The sequence below is a fragment of the Streptomyces canus genome, assembly GCF_030815415.1.
Classification (GTDB): domain Bacteria; phylum Actinomycetota; class Actinomycetes; order Streptomycetales; family Streptomycetaceae; genus Streptomyces; species Streptomyces canus_F.
The window spans coordinates 671,872-689,186 of sequence record NZ_JAUSWW010000001.1 but is presented as its reverse complement, the minus strand read 5'-3'; the positions used below and the strand labels follow the sequence as shown (position 1 = coordinate 689,186).

The window sequence follows — 17,315 nt, the reverse complement described above, 5'->3', positions numbered from 1 at the left end:
GCTGGGCAGACCAGCGGCCACCCCATGCCCGAAACGATCAACCGGGAATCAAGCCGGTGGAACCGGGCTCAGATCTCCTGGGGCTTGTAGGAGCTGGGTTCGCGCAGGGCGACGCGACGTAGGAGGTCGACGGTTTTGGTGACGCCCTCGACGGGGGCAACAAGAACGTCCTCGTGCTCGATGCTCAGGACGTCGTCGTAGCCGGCTCGGCGCAGGGCGAGGCAGAAAGCACGCCAGAACGCGTCGTCGTGGCCGTAGCCGAGGGTGACGTAGTTCCAGGAGCGTTCCTTGGCGGCCATGACCGGGAGGGTCTCCAGCCTGCTGGTCAGGGCCTGGCGGGAGGGTTCCAGCCGGGTGTCCTTGGCGTGCACGTGGTAGATCGCCTCACCCAGGGCCTCGATGGCGGCCAGCGGGTCGGCACCCATCCACATCAGGTGACTGGGGTCGAAGTTGGCACCGACCACGGGCCCGACCTCCTCACGCAGGCGCAGGAGGGTGGGGACGTTGTAGACCGCCTGGTGGGCATGCATCTCCAGAGCGAGCTTGGGTACGCCCCGGTCACGGGAGTGGGCGACGAGGTCTCGCCAGTACGGGAGTACGACCTCGGTCCATTGCCACTCGAGGATCTGTGTCGTCTCCGGCGGCCAGGAGACCGTGATCCAGTTGGGGTTGGCGTCGCCCGGCCCGCCCGGCAGCCCGGACATCATCACCACGCGGTCGACGCCGAGGAGCGGGGCGAGAGCGATCGTCCTGCGCGCGACCTGGTCGTGCTCGCGGCCGCTGGGCCCGGGGTGCAGAGGGTTGCCTGAGCAGGTGAGGGCGCTGATCGTGAGCCCTCGGTCGGCGACCTTGGCCAGCAGTTCACGGCGCGCGCCGTCGCTGTCGAGAAGCCGGTCGATGTCGATGTGCGGGGCGGTGGACCAGGCGCCGGTGGCGAACTCCACGTGGTCCAGGCCGAGTTCGCCGGCCAGGTCCAGGGTCTCGTCGAGCGTGAGGTGCCCGACGCTGTCGGTGTTCAGACCGATCTTCATCGGAATCCTTTCGTGGATACCCCCGGCTTCACCCGGGGGAGGAAGCGAAACTCCTGCGGAGCAGGGCATAGAGGTGGGATGCGCCGTCAGGGCGGATCACAGTGTCCTGACCGGCACGTTTGATCCCCACCTGCGGGTCTGGCTGGTTTGTGGGCGTGGCCGTGCACCCTGTGAAGCGGGCGTTCAAGTACCGCTCCATCCGAGTGATGGGCAGTCGGCGATGAAGCAGAAAACCCCACGGCGCGAGCCGTAGGAATCCCCTCGTTCACGAGCAGGAGGAAGTCAAGATGCGTCCCGTCCGGGGTGTGGTCGGGTGGGGAGCGGCCGTTCCCAGCTGGTTCGGTGTGCCGGCGGTGGGGGTCAGATGTAGAGGGCTGGGCGGTCGGCGAGTTCCACCTCGACGCGGCGGCCCTCGGTCTGGGCGCGGATGCCCGCCTCGCAGACCGCGGCCACGGCGTAGCCGTCCCAGGCGCTGGGGCCGGTGACCTCGCCGCGCCGGGTGGCGTCGATCCATGCCTGGACCTCGCGGTCGTACGCTTCCTCGAACCGCTCGACGAAGCCGGGGGTGACCGTGCCGCCCCAGCGTCCGCCGGTGCTGACGAGCATGTCGTGCCGGTCGCCGATGCGGGCGATGCCGTGCTCGCACACCGCCTCGGCCTGGACCTGGTAGCCGTAGCGGGCGTTGACGTAGATCTCGACGTCGACCAGGGCGCCGCCGTCGGTTTCGAAGACGACGAACTGCGGATCGGCCAGCCCTTCGGGCGCGTTGCCGGAGGGCCGCGGCCGCAGCACCGTGACAGACGTGATCTCCTGGCCGAGCAGCCAGCGGGTGATGTCCATCTCGTGGGTCACGGAGTCGTTGATGAGCATGGCGCTGGTGAAGTCCGGCGGGCAGGACGGGTTGCGGTGCCGGTTGTGCAGCATCAGCGGCCGGCCCAGTTCCCCACTGTCCAGCAACGCTTTGAGCTTGATGTACTCGTGGTCGTAACGGCGCATGAAGCCCACCTGCACCCGGCGGTGCCCGAGCCGCTGCTCGGCCTCCAGCACGCGCAGGGCGGAGGCGGCGTCGGGGGTGAGGGGCTTCTCGCACAGGACGGGCAGGTCGTGCTCGAACGCGGTGAGCAGTGCCGCCTCGTGGGCGACGCCCGGGGAGGCGAGCAGCACCGCGTCAACGTCGGGTGAGGCCATCGCTTCGGCGACGTCGCCGTAGGCCGCGCATCCTTCGACGTCGGCGGCGACCGTCTTGGCGCGATCGATGTCGACGTCGACGACGGCGGTCACATGGGCGCCGCTGGTCACCTCGCTGATCCGGCGTACGTGGTCGGCTCCCATGCGGCCGGCGCCGATCACGGCGACTCCAAGGGAGGTGCGGTAGGTCATCTGGTTCCTTGCCTGGGGGTGGGGGGCGGCGGTGACGGTCAGTAGTGGGCCGGCCGAACCCACATGGGTCCGGCCGTGACCCGGGTCGTACGCGTCACCGTGTTCCCTTGGCGGCGAACGTGGCGACGGCGGCGACATTGGACTTGTCGACGAAGGCCGGGCCGGTCAGCACGGGTGCCACGCCACCGCCGCTGTAGTTGCCGTTGTTCTTGTAGAGCCAGAGGGAGTCGACCGCCAGGTAGCCCTGCAGGTAGGGCTGCTGGTCGACGGCGAACTGGATGCTGCCGTTCTGGATCGCCTTCACGAGTTCCTTGTTGAGGTCGAAGGTGGCGACCTTGGCCTTGCTGTCGCCGTCGGACACCGCCTGCGTGGCGGTCAGCGCGATCGGGGCGGCGAGAGTGACGACGTAGTCGATGGAGGGGTCCTGCTTGAGCTTGGCGGTGATGGTCGACTGCACGGACGGCGTGTCGGCGCCGTTGACGAACAGGTTTTCCGTCGTGCCCGAGAAGCCCTTCTTGACGCCCGCGCAGCGTGCCTCGAGGGCGACCTGGCCCTGTTCCTGAATGACACAGGCGACGTTCTTGGCGCCGAGGGAACTCAGCTTCTTGCCGACCGCCTCGCCTGCGACGGTCTCGTCCTGGCCGAAGTACTGGAGCAGGCCCTGCTTCTGCCAGTCGTCCACACCGGAGTTGAAGCCGACCACGGGTATACCGGCCTGTACTGCCTTGGCCACGGTGCCCTTCATGGCATCGGGCTTGGCGAGGGTGACGGCGATGCCGTCGACCTTCTGGTCGATCGCGTTCTGCACCAGGTTGGCCTGGTTGCCTCCGTTCGGGTCGGAGGAGTAGATCAGCTTGACGTTGTCCTTGGCGGCCGCGGCCTGGGCGCCCTTGCGGATGGTGTCCCAGAACGTGTCACCGGGGACGGCGTGCGTGATCATCGCGATGGTCATGCGGGGCGTGTTGGCCTTGCCTGCGGAGACGCCACCGGCGCTCTCCTCCGACTTCTTGCCACCCGAGCTGCTGGAGCAGCCGGCGAGTGCCAGGACTGTACTGGCGGCCACGGCCACCAAGACGGTGAATCTGCGGGAGCGGGAGGAAAGCGAGCGGTTCATTTCGGCACCTCACTGTGCTGACTTGCGGGAAAGGGTGATCCACCGGCGGGACGCAAACACATCCCGTTGCGGGTCGGGCGGGGAGCCATTGGGTGGCCTGCTGTGTGACTCGGGGTGGGATCAGAGGGTGAACGCGGCGCGGAACCGCTCCATGGCGGTGTGACTGTCGCCGGATGGCCATGCCTCCAGGGCGACCGTGCCGTCGTAGCCGAGGTCGGTGAGGGCGCGGGCGACGGCCGGATAGTTGATCTCTCCGGTGCCGGGTTCGCAGCGGCCGGGCACGTCGGCGACCTGGATCTCTCCGATCAGGCCGGCGCCGTGCGCGCGGCGGATCAGTTCGATGAGGTTTCCCTCGCCGATCTGGGCGTGGTACAGGTCCAGATTCATCCGCAGACCGGGCCGATCCACTGCCGCGACCAGGGCGTAGGTGTCGGCGGCCCGCGCGAACGGGACGCCGGGGTGGTCGACGGCGGTGTTGAGGTTCTCCAAGGTGAAGGTGACGCCCGCGCTCTCACCCAGTTCGGCCAGGCGGGTGAGCGTGCGGTGGGCGGTGATCCACATGTCGCCGGTGGCCTCGCCGGTCACCGGCACCACGGGCAGGCCCTCGCTGTCCAGACCGGTGCCGTGCAGGTTGAGCCGGGGGCAGCCGAGATGCTCGGCGGCCTTGATCGACTCCTCGGCTGTGCGCAGGAGTTCGGCTGCGCCGTCCGGGTCGGTCAGGGTGCCGCGGATGTAGCCGGTCATCGAGGAGAACTCGGCGGGGGTCTGGGCCAGTGCGCTCAGGTCGTGCCGGGTCCAGTCCCAGATCTCCACTTGGAAGCCGGCCTCGTGGATGCGCCGGGCCCGCTCCTCGATCGGCAGGTCGCGGTAGACCATCTCGGCACAGACCGCCAACGTGTACATCGCAGCTCCAGACTTATAACGTTCTAAGAGAACAGGAGCAGTACGCCAGGCGCCGGGCGGACTGTCAAGACTTTGTGCGGACATTTGATTTATAACGTTGTAACAACGCTGATCAGTGTGTGTCCTGCTTGGCCCGGTCTACGATCACCTCGAAGAAGCCCCTCGATCAGGAAGGCCGACGGTGCCATCGCGCTCTGCCGTCCCGGACGGAAAGCGGCCGACGCTCAGCGACCTCGCGGCGCGGGCAGGTGTCTCCGTGCCGCTTGCCTCCATGGTCATGCGCGGTGCAAAGGGGCCCAGCGCGGCAAGTCGCGAGCGGGTGCTGCGGGCCGCGCAGGAGATCGGCTACCGGCCGGACAGCAGGGCCCGCCTCCTGCGCAGCAGCCGCTCACACCTGGTGGGAGTGCAGTTCGACCTGCGACAGCCCTTCCACGCCGACATGGTTGAGGCGCTCTACGCCGCGGCGGGGGCGGCCGGCTACCAGATCGCGCTCAGCGCCGTCGCTGCGAGCCGCAGCGAACAGGAGGCGGTGGAGATGCTGCTCGCCGACCGCTGCGAGGCGCTGATCCTGCTCAGCCCCCATGCCCCGGCGGCCCGGCTGGCAGAACTCGCGGCGCAGCTTCCCGTCGTCTCCGTGGCCCGCCGGCTGCGTCCGCTACCCGACGGCGTCGACGTCGTCCGCGCGGCCGACGACGAGGGCGCCCGCCAGGCGGTCGACCACCTCGTGGCACTGGGCCACCGCGACATCGCCCACATCGACGGGGGCAGGGCGCCGGGCGCGGCCGACCGGCGCCGCGGCTACAAGTCGGCCATGCAGCACCACGGCCTCACCGACCGCGTCCGCCTCGTGCCGGGCGGGCTGACCGAGGACCATGGCGCGGCAGCCGCACGAACACTCCTCGCCGAGGCGGCCCGCCCCACCGCCGTCCTCGCCTTCAACGACCACTGCGCCATCGGCGTCCTCGACACCTTCCTGCGCGCCCGTATCCCTGTGCCCGACGAGATCTCGGTCGTCGGATTCGACGACAGCCACCTCGCCCGCCTCGCCCATGTCCAACTCACCACGGTCGGGCAAGAAGCGCGCCAGCAGGCGCGCCAGGCTGTGAGCCGGGCCGTCGCCCGGCTGGAGGGTGGGGCGGCGGACGACGAACGAGAAGTCGTCGTCACACCACACCTCGTCATACGAAGCACCACCAGGGCACCTTGCCGCTCCTGACCCGCGCTGCTCCGGTCCCGGCCCGATCTGGTCGAAGTTTCACGGCGGCCCCGAAGGACGACCCGCGGCTGTCCGTCGAGGGACTCGCCTGCATCCAGGCGGACGCGCGAGCCCAGGAGGCAGGCAAGCGGACGAACGCGGATTTACCACTCCGCCGACATCCTTTCCTGGCTGCGGGAACGCGGCACGTCGCCCGGATCGCTCGAGTCCTCCGAACAGCTCTGGCGGCACCGCTGGGAGATCGAGCGGTCTCCTGGCTGTTCGGCTCCGCCGCCTCACCACTCGGTACGAACGAAAAGGCAGCCACCTCCTCGTCTTCCTTGGCCTCGCCGCCGCCCTGACCTGCTACAAGAGACGTGCCGGACTCACCACGTGTGATGTCGCCTCATGACTGATGGATCCGTTTTTCAGACAGAGGCGCCCGTGACCGCGGTGCCGGACCTGGTCAGCGTGTAGGTCAAGATCGCCCCGCTCCAGAAGTGGAAGGTGAGGGTCACGGTGGTGTTGTCGGTGACACCGTCGAAGAACGCGGTCGGCAAGGTGATCGTGCCTGCGGTGTAGTCCGGTGTGAAGGCCACGTTGAACTGTTGGTACGTCGTCCAGGACTGCGGACCGGCGGCGGTGCCGTCGGCGTAGACGGCTTCCATGGTCGCCAACTTGTCTCCGTTGAACGCTGTGGGTATCACCAGCGAGGCTGTCGTACCCGTCGCGCTCGTCAGTACCGGCTTGTCATAGGTGATGACGTTGACCGCCCAAGGAATTCCTTCCGTGAACCGGAGGGACAGGACGGCATTCGTGCCGTACTCCTGTGATGCGGTCAGCCGGCTGAGCGTCGCCGCTGCGATCGTCAGCGTGTTGCCGCTGACGGTGTAGTCCACGCCCCGGATCAGGGGGCGGGTGCCGACATCGATCCTCAGCAGCCTGGTGCCGTTGAGGTTCAGCGTGATCGTCGCGTCCGTCGGGGTCTTGCCCTTGGGCACGAAGAGCTGATCGGTGGACGCGGTGCCGGAGCGCCCGGTCCAGCTGGAACGTATCTGCGCATAGAGACTCGGGTCGTTCCATTGCAGGGTGCGGCGGTTGAAGCGACTGCCGTTGTCCCACAGCATCGTGGTCAAGCCCCGGTGGCGCGCGTAGTAGCCGAGATACTCAAGGTACTTGAGCGTCTCGCCCTGTTCGACCGTGCCGGGGCCGGAGTCCCAGCCGAGCAGCCCGTACTCACCGACGACGACCGGGATCCCCTTGGCCACGAAGGCCCTGTGCAGCAGGTCGAACGTGTCGGTCAGGTCCTGCTGGGTGGCCGCGTTGAAGGTCGTGTAGCCGGCGAGGTTCACGCTGAAGGGCCAGAAGCTGTAGTAGTGGATCGAGGCCACGAGGTTGGGGTCGTCGAGCGCGGAGAAGGTGGCGAGCAGGGTGTCGATCTTGGGCTGATCCGGGGTGTCCCCGAGGGTCGGCATGACGAGCAGGCGGTCGGCATTGCCTCCGCCGGTCGCGCGCACGACGGAGTGGAATGTCGTGTTGAGCTCGTTCATCAGAACGGCGTTCTGCTGATCGCCGGAGCTGCCGGTGAAGAAGGGCTCGTTGATGCTCTCGAAAAGCAGTCGGCGTGGCTCGTCCCGGAAGGTGGCCGCGATCTGCTGCCAGGTGGCCGTGTACTGGGCCAGGACCGCGTCATGCTGGGTCGGCATGTTCGGCACCCACTGCCACGCGTCGCCGTGCATGTTGATCAGAACGTAGAAACCGTCGGCCAGGGCCCAGTCGACCACCTGCTTGATCCTGGCCAGGAACACCGGGTCGAGGGTATAGGTCGGAGCCGGGCCCTCGTGCTGGCCCCAGGTCACCGGTATCCGGATGCTTCTGAAGCCCTGCGCCTTCAGCCTGCGGAAAAACGCCTGGGTCACCCGCGGGTTGCCCCACGCCGTCTCGTCGGCGCCGATGGCCTCGAAGCTGTTGCCCAGATTCCAGCCGGGCTGCATGTTTGCGACTACGTCCAGCGCGGACGCCGACGCGGCGGAAGAAGTGGATCGGGCAGCGGCCTGGGCGGCCGTCGGGATGGCCAACGCCGTGACGGCGAGGGCCGCGGAGGTCGTCATGACCTGGCGGCGAGTGAAACCGGTTGAACTCGGCATAGAACTCTCCATTGAGTCGAAAGTCCCTTCCCCATGTCGAAGGCGTCATCGTCGAAGCGCTTCGATACGGTTGCGGGAGCCTAGCGCAACCTGACGACGGAGAGAACGGGCTGATCCGCATGGAACCTCAATCGAGTTCGAAAGGTGTGCGTCGAAGCGCTTCTCTCCCTGGGTGTCAGTCGCGGCGTCACGCAAGCTCGTCGGGGTCCCCTGCTCATCTGCCGTGGATGCCGACCGGGCCGGCGGTCACCCAGCGGGGGATCTCACGCCTTCCCCGTACCCGGCCCGCGAGCAGCGCACCGGGAAGTCCCGGCAAGCCACTGGCCATCGAGGCGCTTCCAGCGGCCGTTCCTTCACGCAACTGTTGCTCAACACCTCGAAGCGTGAAGAACGGCCGCCCTGTTGTCCCGGGAATGAACCAAGATCAGAGGGTCAGGTGAACGGCCGAGGTTAGGCACCAGGCTCAGCTTGACGCTGTTGGGGATCTTGGATGGTCGGGCTCGGCTGCCGAGGTTCGCCAGGATTTTGACCGGGGGATCTCGGTCTGATCCAGGAAGGTCGGGAAAGCGGTCGGCGGTCTCGGCGGAGAGGCTTCCCCAGTCGCTGGCTGACCGCTGAGGTGTTCGATGTTTCACGGCGATGGCCTTGAGGGCGTGTTGAGGAGTAGCCGCGGACGCGTGCAGGTGCTGCTGATCTCCGTACGACGGCACGGGCACCGCGGATTATCCGACAACATCCCGAGGGCCGGCGGCGATGTCGGCGGGAAGCCCGGGCACAGCGAAGGGCGGACACCGGCAGAACACCGGTGCCCGCCCCTGTGTGCCGCGGAGTGACGGTCAGGCTCGGTGGTCTCCGTAATATCCGCCGACCTGCTCGTGGTAGCCGGGGTCGCCGATGTGCTTGTCCTTGTCGAACTCGGGGGAGTTCTTGATCTCGTCCTTGGTCCGGCCTACGTGGATCTTCTGCCCCGCGACGTCGATGGACGAGATGACACCGGCAGGGAGAAGAACCGTCTTGCCGAAGATCCACACTCCGGTGTCGACCACGATGTACGCGGCCCCGACGTCCTCCGAGTGCTTGTCGACCTTGCCGATCGAACCGTCACTCGCCTCGACCTTGAATCCGGTCAGGTCCGTCCCCGTCTGGTGGCCCGACTCGGCCGGGTAACCCCACATGTTGTCCGTCATACAAACCTCCCCTTGTAGCGCATGAATACCGAGGAGGCCTGTCCGATATTTCGGTGGGCGCCCCTCGGTAGGGCGAGTGCCCATCGTTTCGCGTCCCACACAATTTCTCATTTCGAGTATTGGAAAATATCAGGCGGCAAGAAGTACCAGAATCAACACAGTCGCGTCGGTCCACTTTTCACTCACCTTTAGAAAATCAACGGTACCCACCTTGCCGTATAACATGCGAGTTTTTCCGGCCCGGCCCTGGTCCGCACGAAACGGGCCAGGCGGGCCACTCGCGGGCCGACCAGAGAACCGGAATCGTCGCGGTGGTCCCGGGCGCCGCCCTGTTGGTGGATGGCAGCAGTGCCTCCGGCCGTGATCGGCGTGATCGGGGTGTAGGACCTGATCCAGCGGCAGCACTCGGTGCTGCGCAACGATCCGGTGATCGGGCACGCCCGCTTCCTGCTGCAGCGCAGCCGTCCCGAGTTGCGGCAGTACTCCGCCACGCGTACGGATCGGGGGTTCGGACTGCACCCGGCTCTACGACATGGCACTGCTGAACGTCTCCGCGATGAGTTTCGGCTCGTTGTCGGCCAATACCGTTCTGGCGCTCAACCAGGGTGCCGCGGCAGGCGGTTTCGCGCACGGCAGCGGCGAGGGCCGACTGTCGGAGTACCACCTGCGTCCGTGTGGTGACCTGGTCCGGGAGATCGGTGCCGGCTACTTCGGCTGCCGGACCCGGGACGAGGACTTCGATGGCGGGGAGTTCGTCGAGAAGGCGTCGGGCGAGAGCGTCAGGCGCGTGTCTTTGAAGCTGTCGCTGGGCGCCAAGCCCGGTATCGGGGGTGTACTGCGGGGGCCAAGGTGAACGCGGAGATCGCCCGGGTGCAGGACGTCATCGAGGGACGGACGGTGGTCTCGCCGCCCTGCCACCGGGCGTTCTCCACGCCTCGTGAACTGGTCTGTTTCATCGCACGGATGCGGGAGCTGTCCGGCGTCGAGCCGACCGGCTTCAAGCTGTCCCCCGGTTCACGGCGCCAGTTCCTCGTCGTGTGCAAGGCGATGATCGAGGAGGGCACCGCACCCGACTTCATCTTCGTCGACGGCGCGGAGGGCGGCACAGGCACCACACCGCTCGAATGCGCCGGCCACGTCGGCATACCGCTCAGGGAAGTTCTGATGACCGTGCACAACGCTCTGGTCGGCGCGGACCTGCGGGATCGGATCCGGATCGGCGCCAGCGGCAAGATTGTCACTGGGACGGACCTCGTCAAACGCCTGATCCAGGGCGCCGACCACGGCAACGCGGCCCACGCCATGACGTTCGCGGTCGGCTGCATCCAGGCCCAGCACTGCCACACGGACACCTGCCCCGCCGGCGTCACCCAGGACCCGCGGCGGGCCCGCACGCTGGACGTCGGCGACAAGTACACGCGGAGGCATCGCCTCCAGGAGGCCGCTGCCGCAGCGCACTGCAGATCATGGCATCCATGATCGGTCGAGTGCCGCCGCGAGGCGGAGGCCGCCTTCGCCGCGAGAGCCCATCCAACGCGACCTCTACGACGGGGTCGAAAGCCGTGCGCCCGTCCCTGCTGGTCGAACTCGTCGTCTTCGACAACCGCCGTCTCGCTGATCGTGACCATGCCCGCCCGGGGAGCCTGGCAAGGGAATCCGGGGCGGGCTGTGGTCGTGGCTGATCGCCCGGCCTTCGGGGGATTGGTCAGCGACGGCGCAGAATCATGATGACAACGATGATGATAATGACAACGACGACGGTACCCAGGCCTATGTACACGATTTTCTCTTTCCTCCGGGGAGCGGCATCCATCGGTGCCGCAGAAGGCCGAGTTCCCCCATCAATTCTTTTCAGCCCGTTCCGGCGAGTCTGTTGCCCTGCTGTGACATGTATCCGTGATCGCCGGCGGCGAGTCCGTACTGGACCTGTTGTCCGCCCGCTGAATTCCTCGGTGTCTGTCAGGGTCTGATCAAGTTCCGTCGGCGTCCCACTCGATCCGGTTCAGCGGCCGGTGGATGCGATCGGGACCCGCGTGCCCGGCTTCCTCCGCCAGCGTCCAGCCGTTCTTCCGCTTCAGTGGCGCAACCGGCCCCCGCATATACGCCAGCGTCGACTGACGCGGCTCCTCCCGGTTGAACATGTGCACGAACCGCTCATGCAGAGCGTCCAGTTCACCCGACCAGGGCCAAGCCGTCCGGCATCAGCTTCAACGCCTGGAGCTGACACCCGGCGCCCACAGCCGCCCCCGGCGGGGACGCTCCCCCCTGTCCCGCCGGGGGCTTCCCCATGCCCACCGGCTCATTCACACCGGCTCTTACACACGGCTCAACCGGGGCCAGGCAGTGTGTCCGGCGGATCATCGGGCGCGTGTCGGCGGCGCCCGGTTACCGATCGGGCCGATGACGAACAGCGCGGCCTTCTGCAGGACCAGGCGATTGCCCAGGTGGTCGAGCGGCGAGCCGGCACGGCCGCCCACCGCTTCGGCCCCGAGTGGGTGTCCTGACGGTGGGGAAAGACCGTCCGGGACGCAGGAGGCATCGCTGGACGGTCAGCCTTCCTCGGCTTGCAGCTCCGGTACCGCGTTGCCGAGTCGTACGTCCCAGCCACGGCGCGCTGGCACGGCTTGGGCGCCGGCGATCCCGGCTTGGGGATGGGGCAGCGCCATGGCGACGTCCTCGTGGAAGGGGAAGCCACCAGCAAGGTCGGCGTCATGGCGCAGACTCATCGGCTCGCCATCGTCGGCGAGCATCACCGCCAGATTTACCGCCGCCACATGGGACAGGGGGGTCCTGCCACACGATCGCAGCCGGCGCGGTGGCGTCTGCGAACGCGCGGGTCAGGCCAGTGACATCGGCGAGATCGGTGAGGCCGGACGGCAGGCGGGATCCGGAGTGGGCGACGACTCACCTGGAGTGACGGTCGGAGGCCGAGCCTGGCGGGGCCCGCTCCGGAAGGTTGAGACCGCCCGCCGCTTTGGGCTGCCGTTGGCCGTCGGGTGGAAGAACCGGGTGAGGAGGTCGGCCGCATCCGGGCCGAACTCGCCCTCGGGCGGCGGCAGGACGGGAGTGGACGATCGTCCGCAGGCGCAGGTGTGTCGCTGGCGGAGCCGACGACGCGCGTACGCCTCGACGGGCTGCGAGTCGGTCACCCCTCCCGCCAGGCCCTGCGGCGCCCCGTCACTTTCTTCGCGGTCCTGAAAGAGGGCTGCTGGCCTCCGGGCCCGGGAGGTGCCGTCGGAGACGCTGACGAGAGGTCCGGCCACCGTCCCTACGCCGGCCGCTGCCGTCAGCCACCGCACCGGAACCGGCTCCTTCGGAGCGGCCGTGTGACAGGCGGGAGTGCCGGAATCAAAGCATCGACGGGTGCCTCTCAAGCGCACCGCGGCCCGGACGGCCCCCCTGCACACCGCCGCAATGGACGGGATGGCCCTTGCCATCGCCCCTGATCTGCGATGCCGCTCCGTTAGAGGACGGTGCTCTCACCAGGACCGAACGAAGGCAGGTCCACGGACGGTCGCCTACCGAACCAGGCAGGGGCGCCTGCTGTCGAACTTCCAGTCACTAATGAGGTATTGCATCGTGACGGCATCGTCGCGGGCCCCCAACCCCTTTTCCTGGTAGAGATCGTGGGCTGCGAGGAGCCGGTCCATGTCGAGGTGGACGCCCAGCCCCGGCGCGTCCGGGACCGCGATCTCACCACCGGTGATGAGCGGTGGGGCGGTGGTGAGGCGTTCCAGCCCTTCCTGCCATATCCAGTGGGTGTCCAGGGCGTTGTACTCGCCGGGGGCCGCGGCGCCGCAGTGGGTCACCATGGCCAGGGAGATGTCGAAGTGGTTGTTGGAGTGGCAGCCCCAGGTCAGTCCCATCGCGTTGCACAGCTGTGCCACCCGGACAGAGCCCTGCATGGTCCAGAAGTGTGGGTCGGCCAGCGGGATGGAGACCGACTGGAGGGCCAGGGCGTGGGTCATCTGACGCCAGTCGGTGGCGATCATGTTGGTCGCGGTGGGAAGGCCGGTGGCGCGGCGGAACTCGGCGAGGATCTCCCGTCCGGAGTAGCCGTCCTCGGCTCCGCAGGGGTCCTCGGCGTAGGCGAGCGTGCCGACCAGCGGCCTGCACAGTTCGATCGCCTCGCTCAGTGACCACGCGCCGTTCGGGTCGAGGGTGATGCGGGCCTCGGGGAAGCGGTCCTTGAGAGCTCGTACGGCCGCGACCTCCTCGGCGCCGTTGAGGACGCCCCCCTTGAGCTTGAAGTCCCGGAATCCGTAGTGGCCGTAGGCCGCCTCGGCCTGACGGACGATCGCCTCGGGCGTCAGGGCCTCCTCGTGCCGGACCCGGTACCACTCGACGGGGGAGTCGGGTTCCCGGACGTACTCCAGGTCGGTCCGGTCTGGGTTACCCACGTAGAAGAGGTAGCCCAGCACCCGTACGGAATCCCGCTGTTGGCCGTCGCCCAGGAGCGCCGCGACGGGCACGTCGAGGTGCTGCCCGAGCAGGTCGAGCAGGGCGGACTCGACGGCGGTGACCGTGTGGACGGTGGTGCGCAGGTCGAAGGTCTGGGCGCCCCGTCCGCCGGTGTCGCGGTCGGCGAACCGGTCGCCGATTTCGCGCAGGACGCGCTTGTAGTCGCCCACCTTCGCCCCGACGACCAGTGGTTCGGCGTCGCGCAGCGTCTGCGTGATCTTCTCTCCACCGGGTACTTCGCCCAGTCCGGTGCGTCCCTCGGAGTCGGTGAGGACGACGACGTTGCGGGTGAAGTAGGGGCCGTGGGCGCCGGAGAGGTTCAGCTCCATGCTGTCCCGGCCTGCGACCGGGTAGACGGAGAACGCCGTGACGGTCGGCTGTCCGATACTCATCGGGGGGTGTCCTTCTGCGGGTGAGACGGTGCGGGTGATCAGAGGTTTCCGGTTCAGAGGTTTCCGGTTCAGGGGGTTCCGGTTCAGGGGGTTCCGGTTCAGAGGCTGAGGATGTCGAGGGCCCACTCGGCCGCCAGGACGCCGCCCAGGCCGAGAACGGCGAGCACCGTCGTGTAGGTGGTGCGGACCTTGATCGCCTCGACGACGGAGAGGTTGAAGTACTCCTTGAACAGCCAGAATCCAGGGTCGTTGACGTGGGAGCACGCGATGGAACCGCAGGCGACGGCGAGCACCATGATCTCCGGGTGGACCCCGCTGCCCGCCAGGAGCGGCAGCACTACGCCGGAGGCCGTGACGACGGCGACCGTCGCCGAGCCGAGCGCAATGCGGAGGATGACGGCGACGAGCCAGGCAAGGATGATCGGTGAGATGGACCAGCCGTCCGTGGCGTCCTTGATGTAGTCGGAGATCCCGCCTTCGACGAGGACGTTCTTGAAGGCCCCGCCGGCGCCGATCACCAGAAGGATCATTGCCATCGCCTTGGCCGCTGAGGTGCAGGAGGCGCTGACGTCGTCCAGGCTGCGGCCGATCCGCGGTCCGAACGCCCATGCCGCCAGGCAAAGGGTCAGCAGCAACGCGATCGGGGCCGAGCCGATGAAGGCGACGGTGTGCAGGAGCGGACTCTCGGTGGAGGTGGCCATGTCGGTCACGGCGGCGGCCACGATCAGCACCACGGGGAAGAGCGCCACGAACAGCGACCACCCCAGCCCGGGCATCTCCTCGTCGGTGAACTCGCGCTCGCTGACCAGTCCCTTGGGGATGGAAGGGTCCATCGCCTTGATGAACGGAAGACGAGGCCAGGTCAGGGCGATGAGCGCACCGGCGGGAACGGCTATGAACAGGCCGTAGAACAACGTGAGCCCGACGGAGGCGTGGAAGGTCGCGGCGACCGCGGTGGGGCCGGGGTGCGGCGGCAGGAAGCTGTGCATGGTGGACAGGGCGATGGACATCGGCAGGCCGACCCACAGCAGCTTCGTTCCGGTGACCCTGACCAGGGTGAAGGCTATGGGCACCACGATGACGAACGCGACCTCGTAGAACATGGTCACGCCGATCAGCATGGATGTGACCACCATGGCCACCTGAACCCCACGGGGGCCGAAAGCGTCCAGGAGCTTGCCGGCTATACGCTGAGCGGCGCCCGAGTCCCCCATGATGCGGCCGACCATGGCACCTAGTCCGATGGTGAGCATGGTGTCGCCGATCTGGCCCCCGATGCCTTCGGAGAGGACGTCCGGGATGGTCGCCACCGGGATTCCCCGGACCAGTGCTACGCCCACCGCCACGAGCAGGAGGGCCGCGAAGCCGTTGACTTTCAGCTTGGTCATGAGGAGCAGCAGAATCAGAACACTGATCCCGACTACGAGTATGGGCATGACAGTTCCCCTTTGAACTGTTGAGTGGGCAGTCGGACGCCCCGTCGGCTCGGGGCGGCCCGATCGGCGTACGGCGAGAACGGCCGCACGTCTCGGAAGGCAGAGGGCACTTGGCGCGTGGCAGAGCCGGGGGGCGGGCACGCGAGGTGACCGGGTTCGTCAAGCAGGTCGTCGTACGGCGCCGACCAGGCTCAGACCGTGGTCCAGCACCTTCTCCAGATCGGCAAGGTCGACCGGGCCAGGGTCGGTGAGCGGGGCGCGCACCGGGCCGACCGGGAGGCCACGCAGCCGGGCGGCGGCCTTGACCAGGGAGACGGCGTAACCCGGCACCCGGTCGCGCAGTTCGACCAGCGGGACGTAGAACTCGCGCAGGAGTCTGGTCACGCCCGCGTCGTCCCCGTCCCGCAGAGCGGCGAAGAAGGCGTTCGCGATCTCGGGTGCGAAGGCGTGGACGGCCGACGAGTAGGCGGGCACGCCGACGGTGGCGTAGGCACGGGCCTGGATCTCGGCGGTAGAGGCGCCGTTGAAGAAGAGGAAGCCGTCGGGCGCGGCCAGTGTGAGGCGCTGGAGCCGGTCGAGGTCGCAGTGTCCGTCCTTGAGACCGACGACGGTGGGGATTTGTGCGATCCGGCGCAGACTGTCGGCGGTGAAGGCGACCTGACCGCGCTGGTACGCGATGAGTGGCAGCCGGGTGCCGTCGGCGATGTGGCGCAGCTGCTCCACCAGACCGTCCTGTGGGGCACCGACCAGGTAGTGGGGGAGTACCAGCGCGGCGTCCGCACCGGCTTCCTCCGCGATACGGGCGAAGCGCAGCGCCTGTGCCCAGCCGTAGCCGATGCCCGCGACCACCGGCAGCCGCCCGTCGGCGATCTCGACCGTGGTCCGCACGACGGCCCGGTACTCGTCTTCGTCCAGCGAGAAGAACTCCCCAGTCCCGCAGGCCGGGAACACCGCGCCGGGTGCGCTGTCCAACCGGTCGGCCAGGTATGCCCGGTAGGCGTCCAGGTCGAGGCGGCCGTCGTCCCGGAAGCTCGTGAGGGGGAAGGACAGTACCCCGCTCGCCATTCCCTCACGGAGCCGCTGGACGACCCCTGCTGCCTCGGTGCTGATTGCTGTCATGCCCGTCGCCTGTCCCTGTATGCAGATGCTGTCTATGTATGCAGATGGAGGCTAGAACCATGAACCCGATGGGTCAATGGGTGAGCGGACACGAATAGCCGCGGATTTACGATGAGCGCATGTCAGAGACGAGAGGCGTTCGCGGGGTGAAGTCAGCGGCCCGGACCGTCGTGCTGCTGGAACTCCTCGCCGAGCGGGGTGAGCAGCCCTCGCGCCTGGATCAGCTCGCGGAGGAGCTCGGTGTGCCGCGCAGCAGCATGTACCAGCTGCTCCAGACCCTCGTCGAATACGGCTGGGTCCGCACCGATGCCACCGGCTCCCTCTACGGCATCGGTATCCGCGCGCTGCTCACCGGCACCAGCTACCTCGACGGCGACCGGCGCATCCGTCTGGTCCGCCCGTACCTCGACGAGGCGTCGGACGCGCTCGGTGAGACGATCCACATGGCACGACTCGACGGCACGGACGTCGTCTACCTCGCCACCCGCGAGTCCCACGAGTACCTGCGCACCATCAGCCGGGTCGGCCGTCGCGTCCCGGCGCATGCGGGCGCGCTGGGCAAGGCGTTGCTCGCCGAGCGTGCCGACGACGAACTGCCCTTCACGGACGGGCTGTTGACCACTCTCACGAAGAACACGCACACCGACCGTGGCGCACTGCTCGCCGACCTGTCCCAGGTGCGCGAGCGCGGCTACTCCATCGACCGCGAGGAGACGGTGCCCGGTATCGCGGGCTTCGGCTTCGCCCTGCGGTACGACACGCCGGCCACCGACGCCATCAGTTGCTCGGTGCCGGTGGCCCGGTTGACCAGGGAACACGAGGCCCGCATCGTCTCCGTGATGCAGGAGATACGAGCGAAGATCGAAACCCGCCTGCCGCCCGTCTCCGGCGTACCCGACTGGCGCTGAGGCCGCGAGCATACGTCCGGCTCTTCGTCGTTGAACCGCCGG

The 17,315-nt window shown here is 67.9% G+C and carries 12 protein-coding genes and 2 pseudogenes; 3 read left to right on the top strand and 11 right to left on the bottom strand.

What is annotated here, in order from left to right; all coding sequences use genetic code 11:
* Positions 1-68: 68 nt before the first annotated feature.
* The 4 genes from QF037_RS03190 to QF037_RS03175 all read right to left on the bottom strand — a co-directional run bounded on the left by QF037_RS03190 (position 69) and on the right by QF037_RS03175 (position 4,428).
* Complete coding sequence (locus tag QF037_RS03190) at positions 69-1,031, bottom strand: sugar phosphate isomerase/epimerase family protein (RefSeq protein ID WP_307021564.1); 963 nt, start codon at positions 1,029-1,031, stop codon at positions 69-71.
* Between the two features lie 360 nt (positions 1,032-1,391).
* Positions 1,392-2,411 carry a Gfo/Idh/MocA family protein gene (locus tag QF037_RS03185; RefSeq protein WP_307021562.1) on the bottom strand — a complete coding sequence of 340 codons (1,020 nt, stop codon included), beginning with the start codon at positions 2,409-2,411 and terminating at the stop codon, positions 1,392-1,394.
* 94 nt (positions 2,412-2,505) lie between these two features.
* On the bottom strand, positions 2,506-3,525 hold the full coding sequence (locus QF037_RS03180; protein WP_307021561.1) for a sugar ABC transporter substrate-binding protein: 1,020 nt from the start codon (positions 3,523-3,525) through the stop codon (positions 2,506-2,508).
* Between the two features lie 120 nt (positions 3,526-3,645).
* Complete coding sequence (locus QF037_RS03175; RefSeq protein WP_307021560.1) at positions 3,646-4,428, bottom strand: TIM barrel protein; 783 nt, start codon at positions 4,426-4,428, stop codon at positions 3,646-3,648.
* A 181-nt stretch (positions 4,429-4,609) separates the two neighbouring features.
* Here QF037_RS03175 and QF037_RS03170 point away from each other — a divergent pair, with 181 nt between their 5' ends.
* The gene (locus QF037_RS03170) at positions 4,610-5,644 is read left to right on the top strand and encodes a LacI family DNA-binding transcriptional regulator (RefSeq protein ID WP_307021558.1); all 1,035 of its coding nucleotides are present in this window, start codon (positions 4,610-4,612) and stop codon (positions 5,642-5,644) included.
* Positions 5,645-6,051: 407 nt separating this feature from the next.
* Here QF037_RS03170 and QF037_RS03165 read toward each other — a convergent pair whose 3' ends face one another.
* Positions 6,052-7,770 carry a cellulase family glycosylhydrolase gene (locus QF037_RS03165; RefSeq protein ID WP_307021556.1) on the bottom strand — a complete coding sequence of 573 codons (1,719 nt, stop codon included), beginning with the start codon at positions 7,768-7,770 and terminating at the stop codon, positions 6,052-6,054.
* 836 nt (positions 7,771-8,606) lie between these two features.
* Positions 8,607-8,957 carry a PRC-barrel domain containing protein gene (locus QF037_RS03160; RefSeq protein WP_307021554.1) on the bottom strand — a complete coding sequence of 117 codons (351 nt, stop codon included), beginning with the start codon at positions 8,955-8,957 and terminating at the stop codon, positions 8,607-8,609.
* Between the two features lie 387 nt (positions 8,958-9,344).
* Here QF037_RS03160 and QF037_RS03155 point away from each other — a divergent pair.
* Positions 9,345-10,435 (top strand): annotated as a pseudogene (locus QF037_RS03155) (glutamate synthase-related protein); the annotation flags it as partial.
* 501 nt (positions 10,436-10,936) lie between these two features.
* On the opposite strand, the pseudogene QF037_RS03150 reads toward QF037_RS03155, so the two are convergent.
* From QF037_RS03150 to QF037_RS03130, 5 genes and pseudogenes are all read right to left on the bottom strand, one after another.
* A pseudogene (locus QF037_RS03150) lies at positions 10,937-11,128 on the bottom strand (IS701 family transposase); the annotation flags it as partial.
* Positions 11,129-11,506: 378 nt separating this feature from the next.
* Entirely contained in the window at positions 11,507-11,707 is a 201-nt protein-coding gene (locus QF037_RS03145; RefSeq protein WP_307021552.1) for a hypothetical protein, read from the bottom strand.
* Between the two features lie 768 nt (positions 11,708-12,475).
* The gene (locus QF037_RS03140) at positions 12,476-13,804 is read right to left on the bottom strand and encodes an enolase C-terminal domain-like protein (RefSeq protein WP_307036956.1); all 1,329 of its coding nucleotides are present in this window, start codon (positions 13,802-13,804) and stop codon (positions 12,476-12,478) included.
* A 104-nt stretch (positions 13,805-13,908) separates the two neighbouring features.
* Positions 13,909-15,246, bottom strand: coding sequence for a gluconate:H+ symporter (locus QF037_RS03135; RefSeq protein WP_307021550.1), 1,338 nt, complete (start codon positions 15,244-15,246; stop codon positions 13,909-13,911).
* Between the two features lie 159 nt (positions 15,247-15,405).
* On the bottom strand, positions 15,406-16,365 hold the full coding sequence (locus QF037_RS03130) for a 5-dehydro-4-deoxyglucarate dehydratase (RefSeq protein WP_307021548.1): 960 nt from the start codon (positions 16,363-16,365) through the stop codon (positions 15,406-15,408).
* 119 nt (positions 16,366-16,484) lie between these two features.
* On the opposite strand from QF037_RS03130, the gene QF037_RS03125 reads away from it, so the two are divergent.
* Entirely contained in the window at positions 16,485-17,273 is a 789-nt protein-coding gene (locus QF037_RS03125; protein ID WP_307021546.1) for an IclR family transcriptional regulator, read from the top strand.
* Positions 17,274-17,315: the final 42 nt, after the last annotated feature.

Excerpts from the sequence above, each read along its gene's own strand:
- QF037_RS03190 (WP_307021564.1), bottom strand. The coding sequence starts at position 1,031 with ATGAAGATCGGTCTGAACACCGACAGCGTCGGGCACCTCACGCTCGAC.
- QF037_RS03185 (WP_307021562.1), bottom strand. The coding sequence starts at position 2,411 with ATGACCTACCGCACCTCCCTTGGAGTCGCCGTGATCGGCGCCGGCCGC.
- QF037_RS03180 (WP_307021561.1), bottom strand. The coding sequence starts at position 3,525 with ATGAACCGCTCGCTTTCCTCCCGCTCCCGCAGATTCACCGTCTTGGTG.
- QF037_RS03175 (WP_307021560.1), bottom strand. The coding sequence starts at position 4,428 with ATGTACACGTTGGCGGTCTGTGCCGAGATGGTCTACCGCGACCTGCCG.
- QF037_RS03165 (WP_307021556.1), bottom strand. The coding sequence starts at position 7,770 with ATGCCGAGTTCAACCGGTTTCACTCGCCGCCAGGTCATGACGACCTCC.
- QF037_RS03160 (WP_307021554.1), bottom strand. The coding sequence starts at position 8,957 with ATGACGGACAACATGTGGGGTTACCCGGCCGAGTCGGGCCACCAGACG.
- QF037_RS03145 (WP_307021552.1), bottom strand. The coding sequence starts at position 11,707 with ATGCTCGCCGACGATGGCGAGCCGATGAGTCTGCGCCATGACGCCGAC.
- QF037_RS03135 (WP_307021550.1), bottom strand. The coding sequence starts at position 15,246 with ATGCCCATACTCGTAGTCGGGATCAGTGTTCTGATTCTGCTGCTCCTC.
- QF037_RS03130 (WP_307021548.1), bottom strand. The coding sequence starts at position 16,365 with ATGACAGCAATCAGCACCGAGGCAGCAGGGGTCGTCCAGCGGCTCCGT.
- QF037_RS03125 (WP_307021546.1), top strand. The coding sequence starts at position 16,485 with ATGTCAGAGACGAGAGGCGTTCGCGGGGTGAAGTCAGCGGCCCGGACC.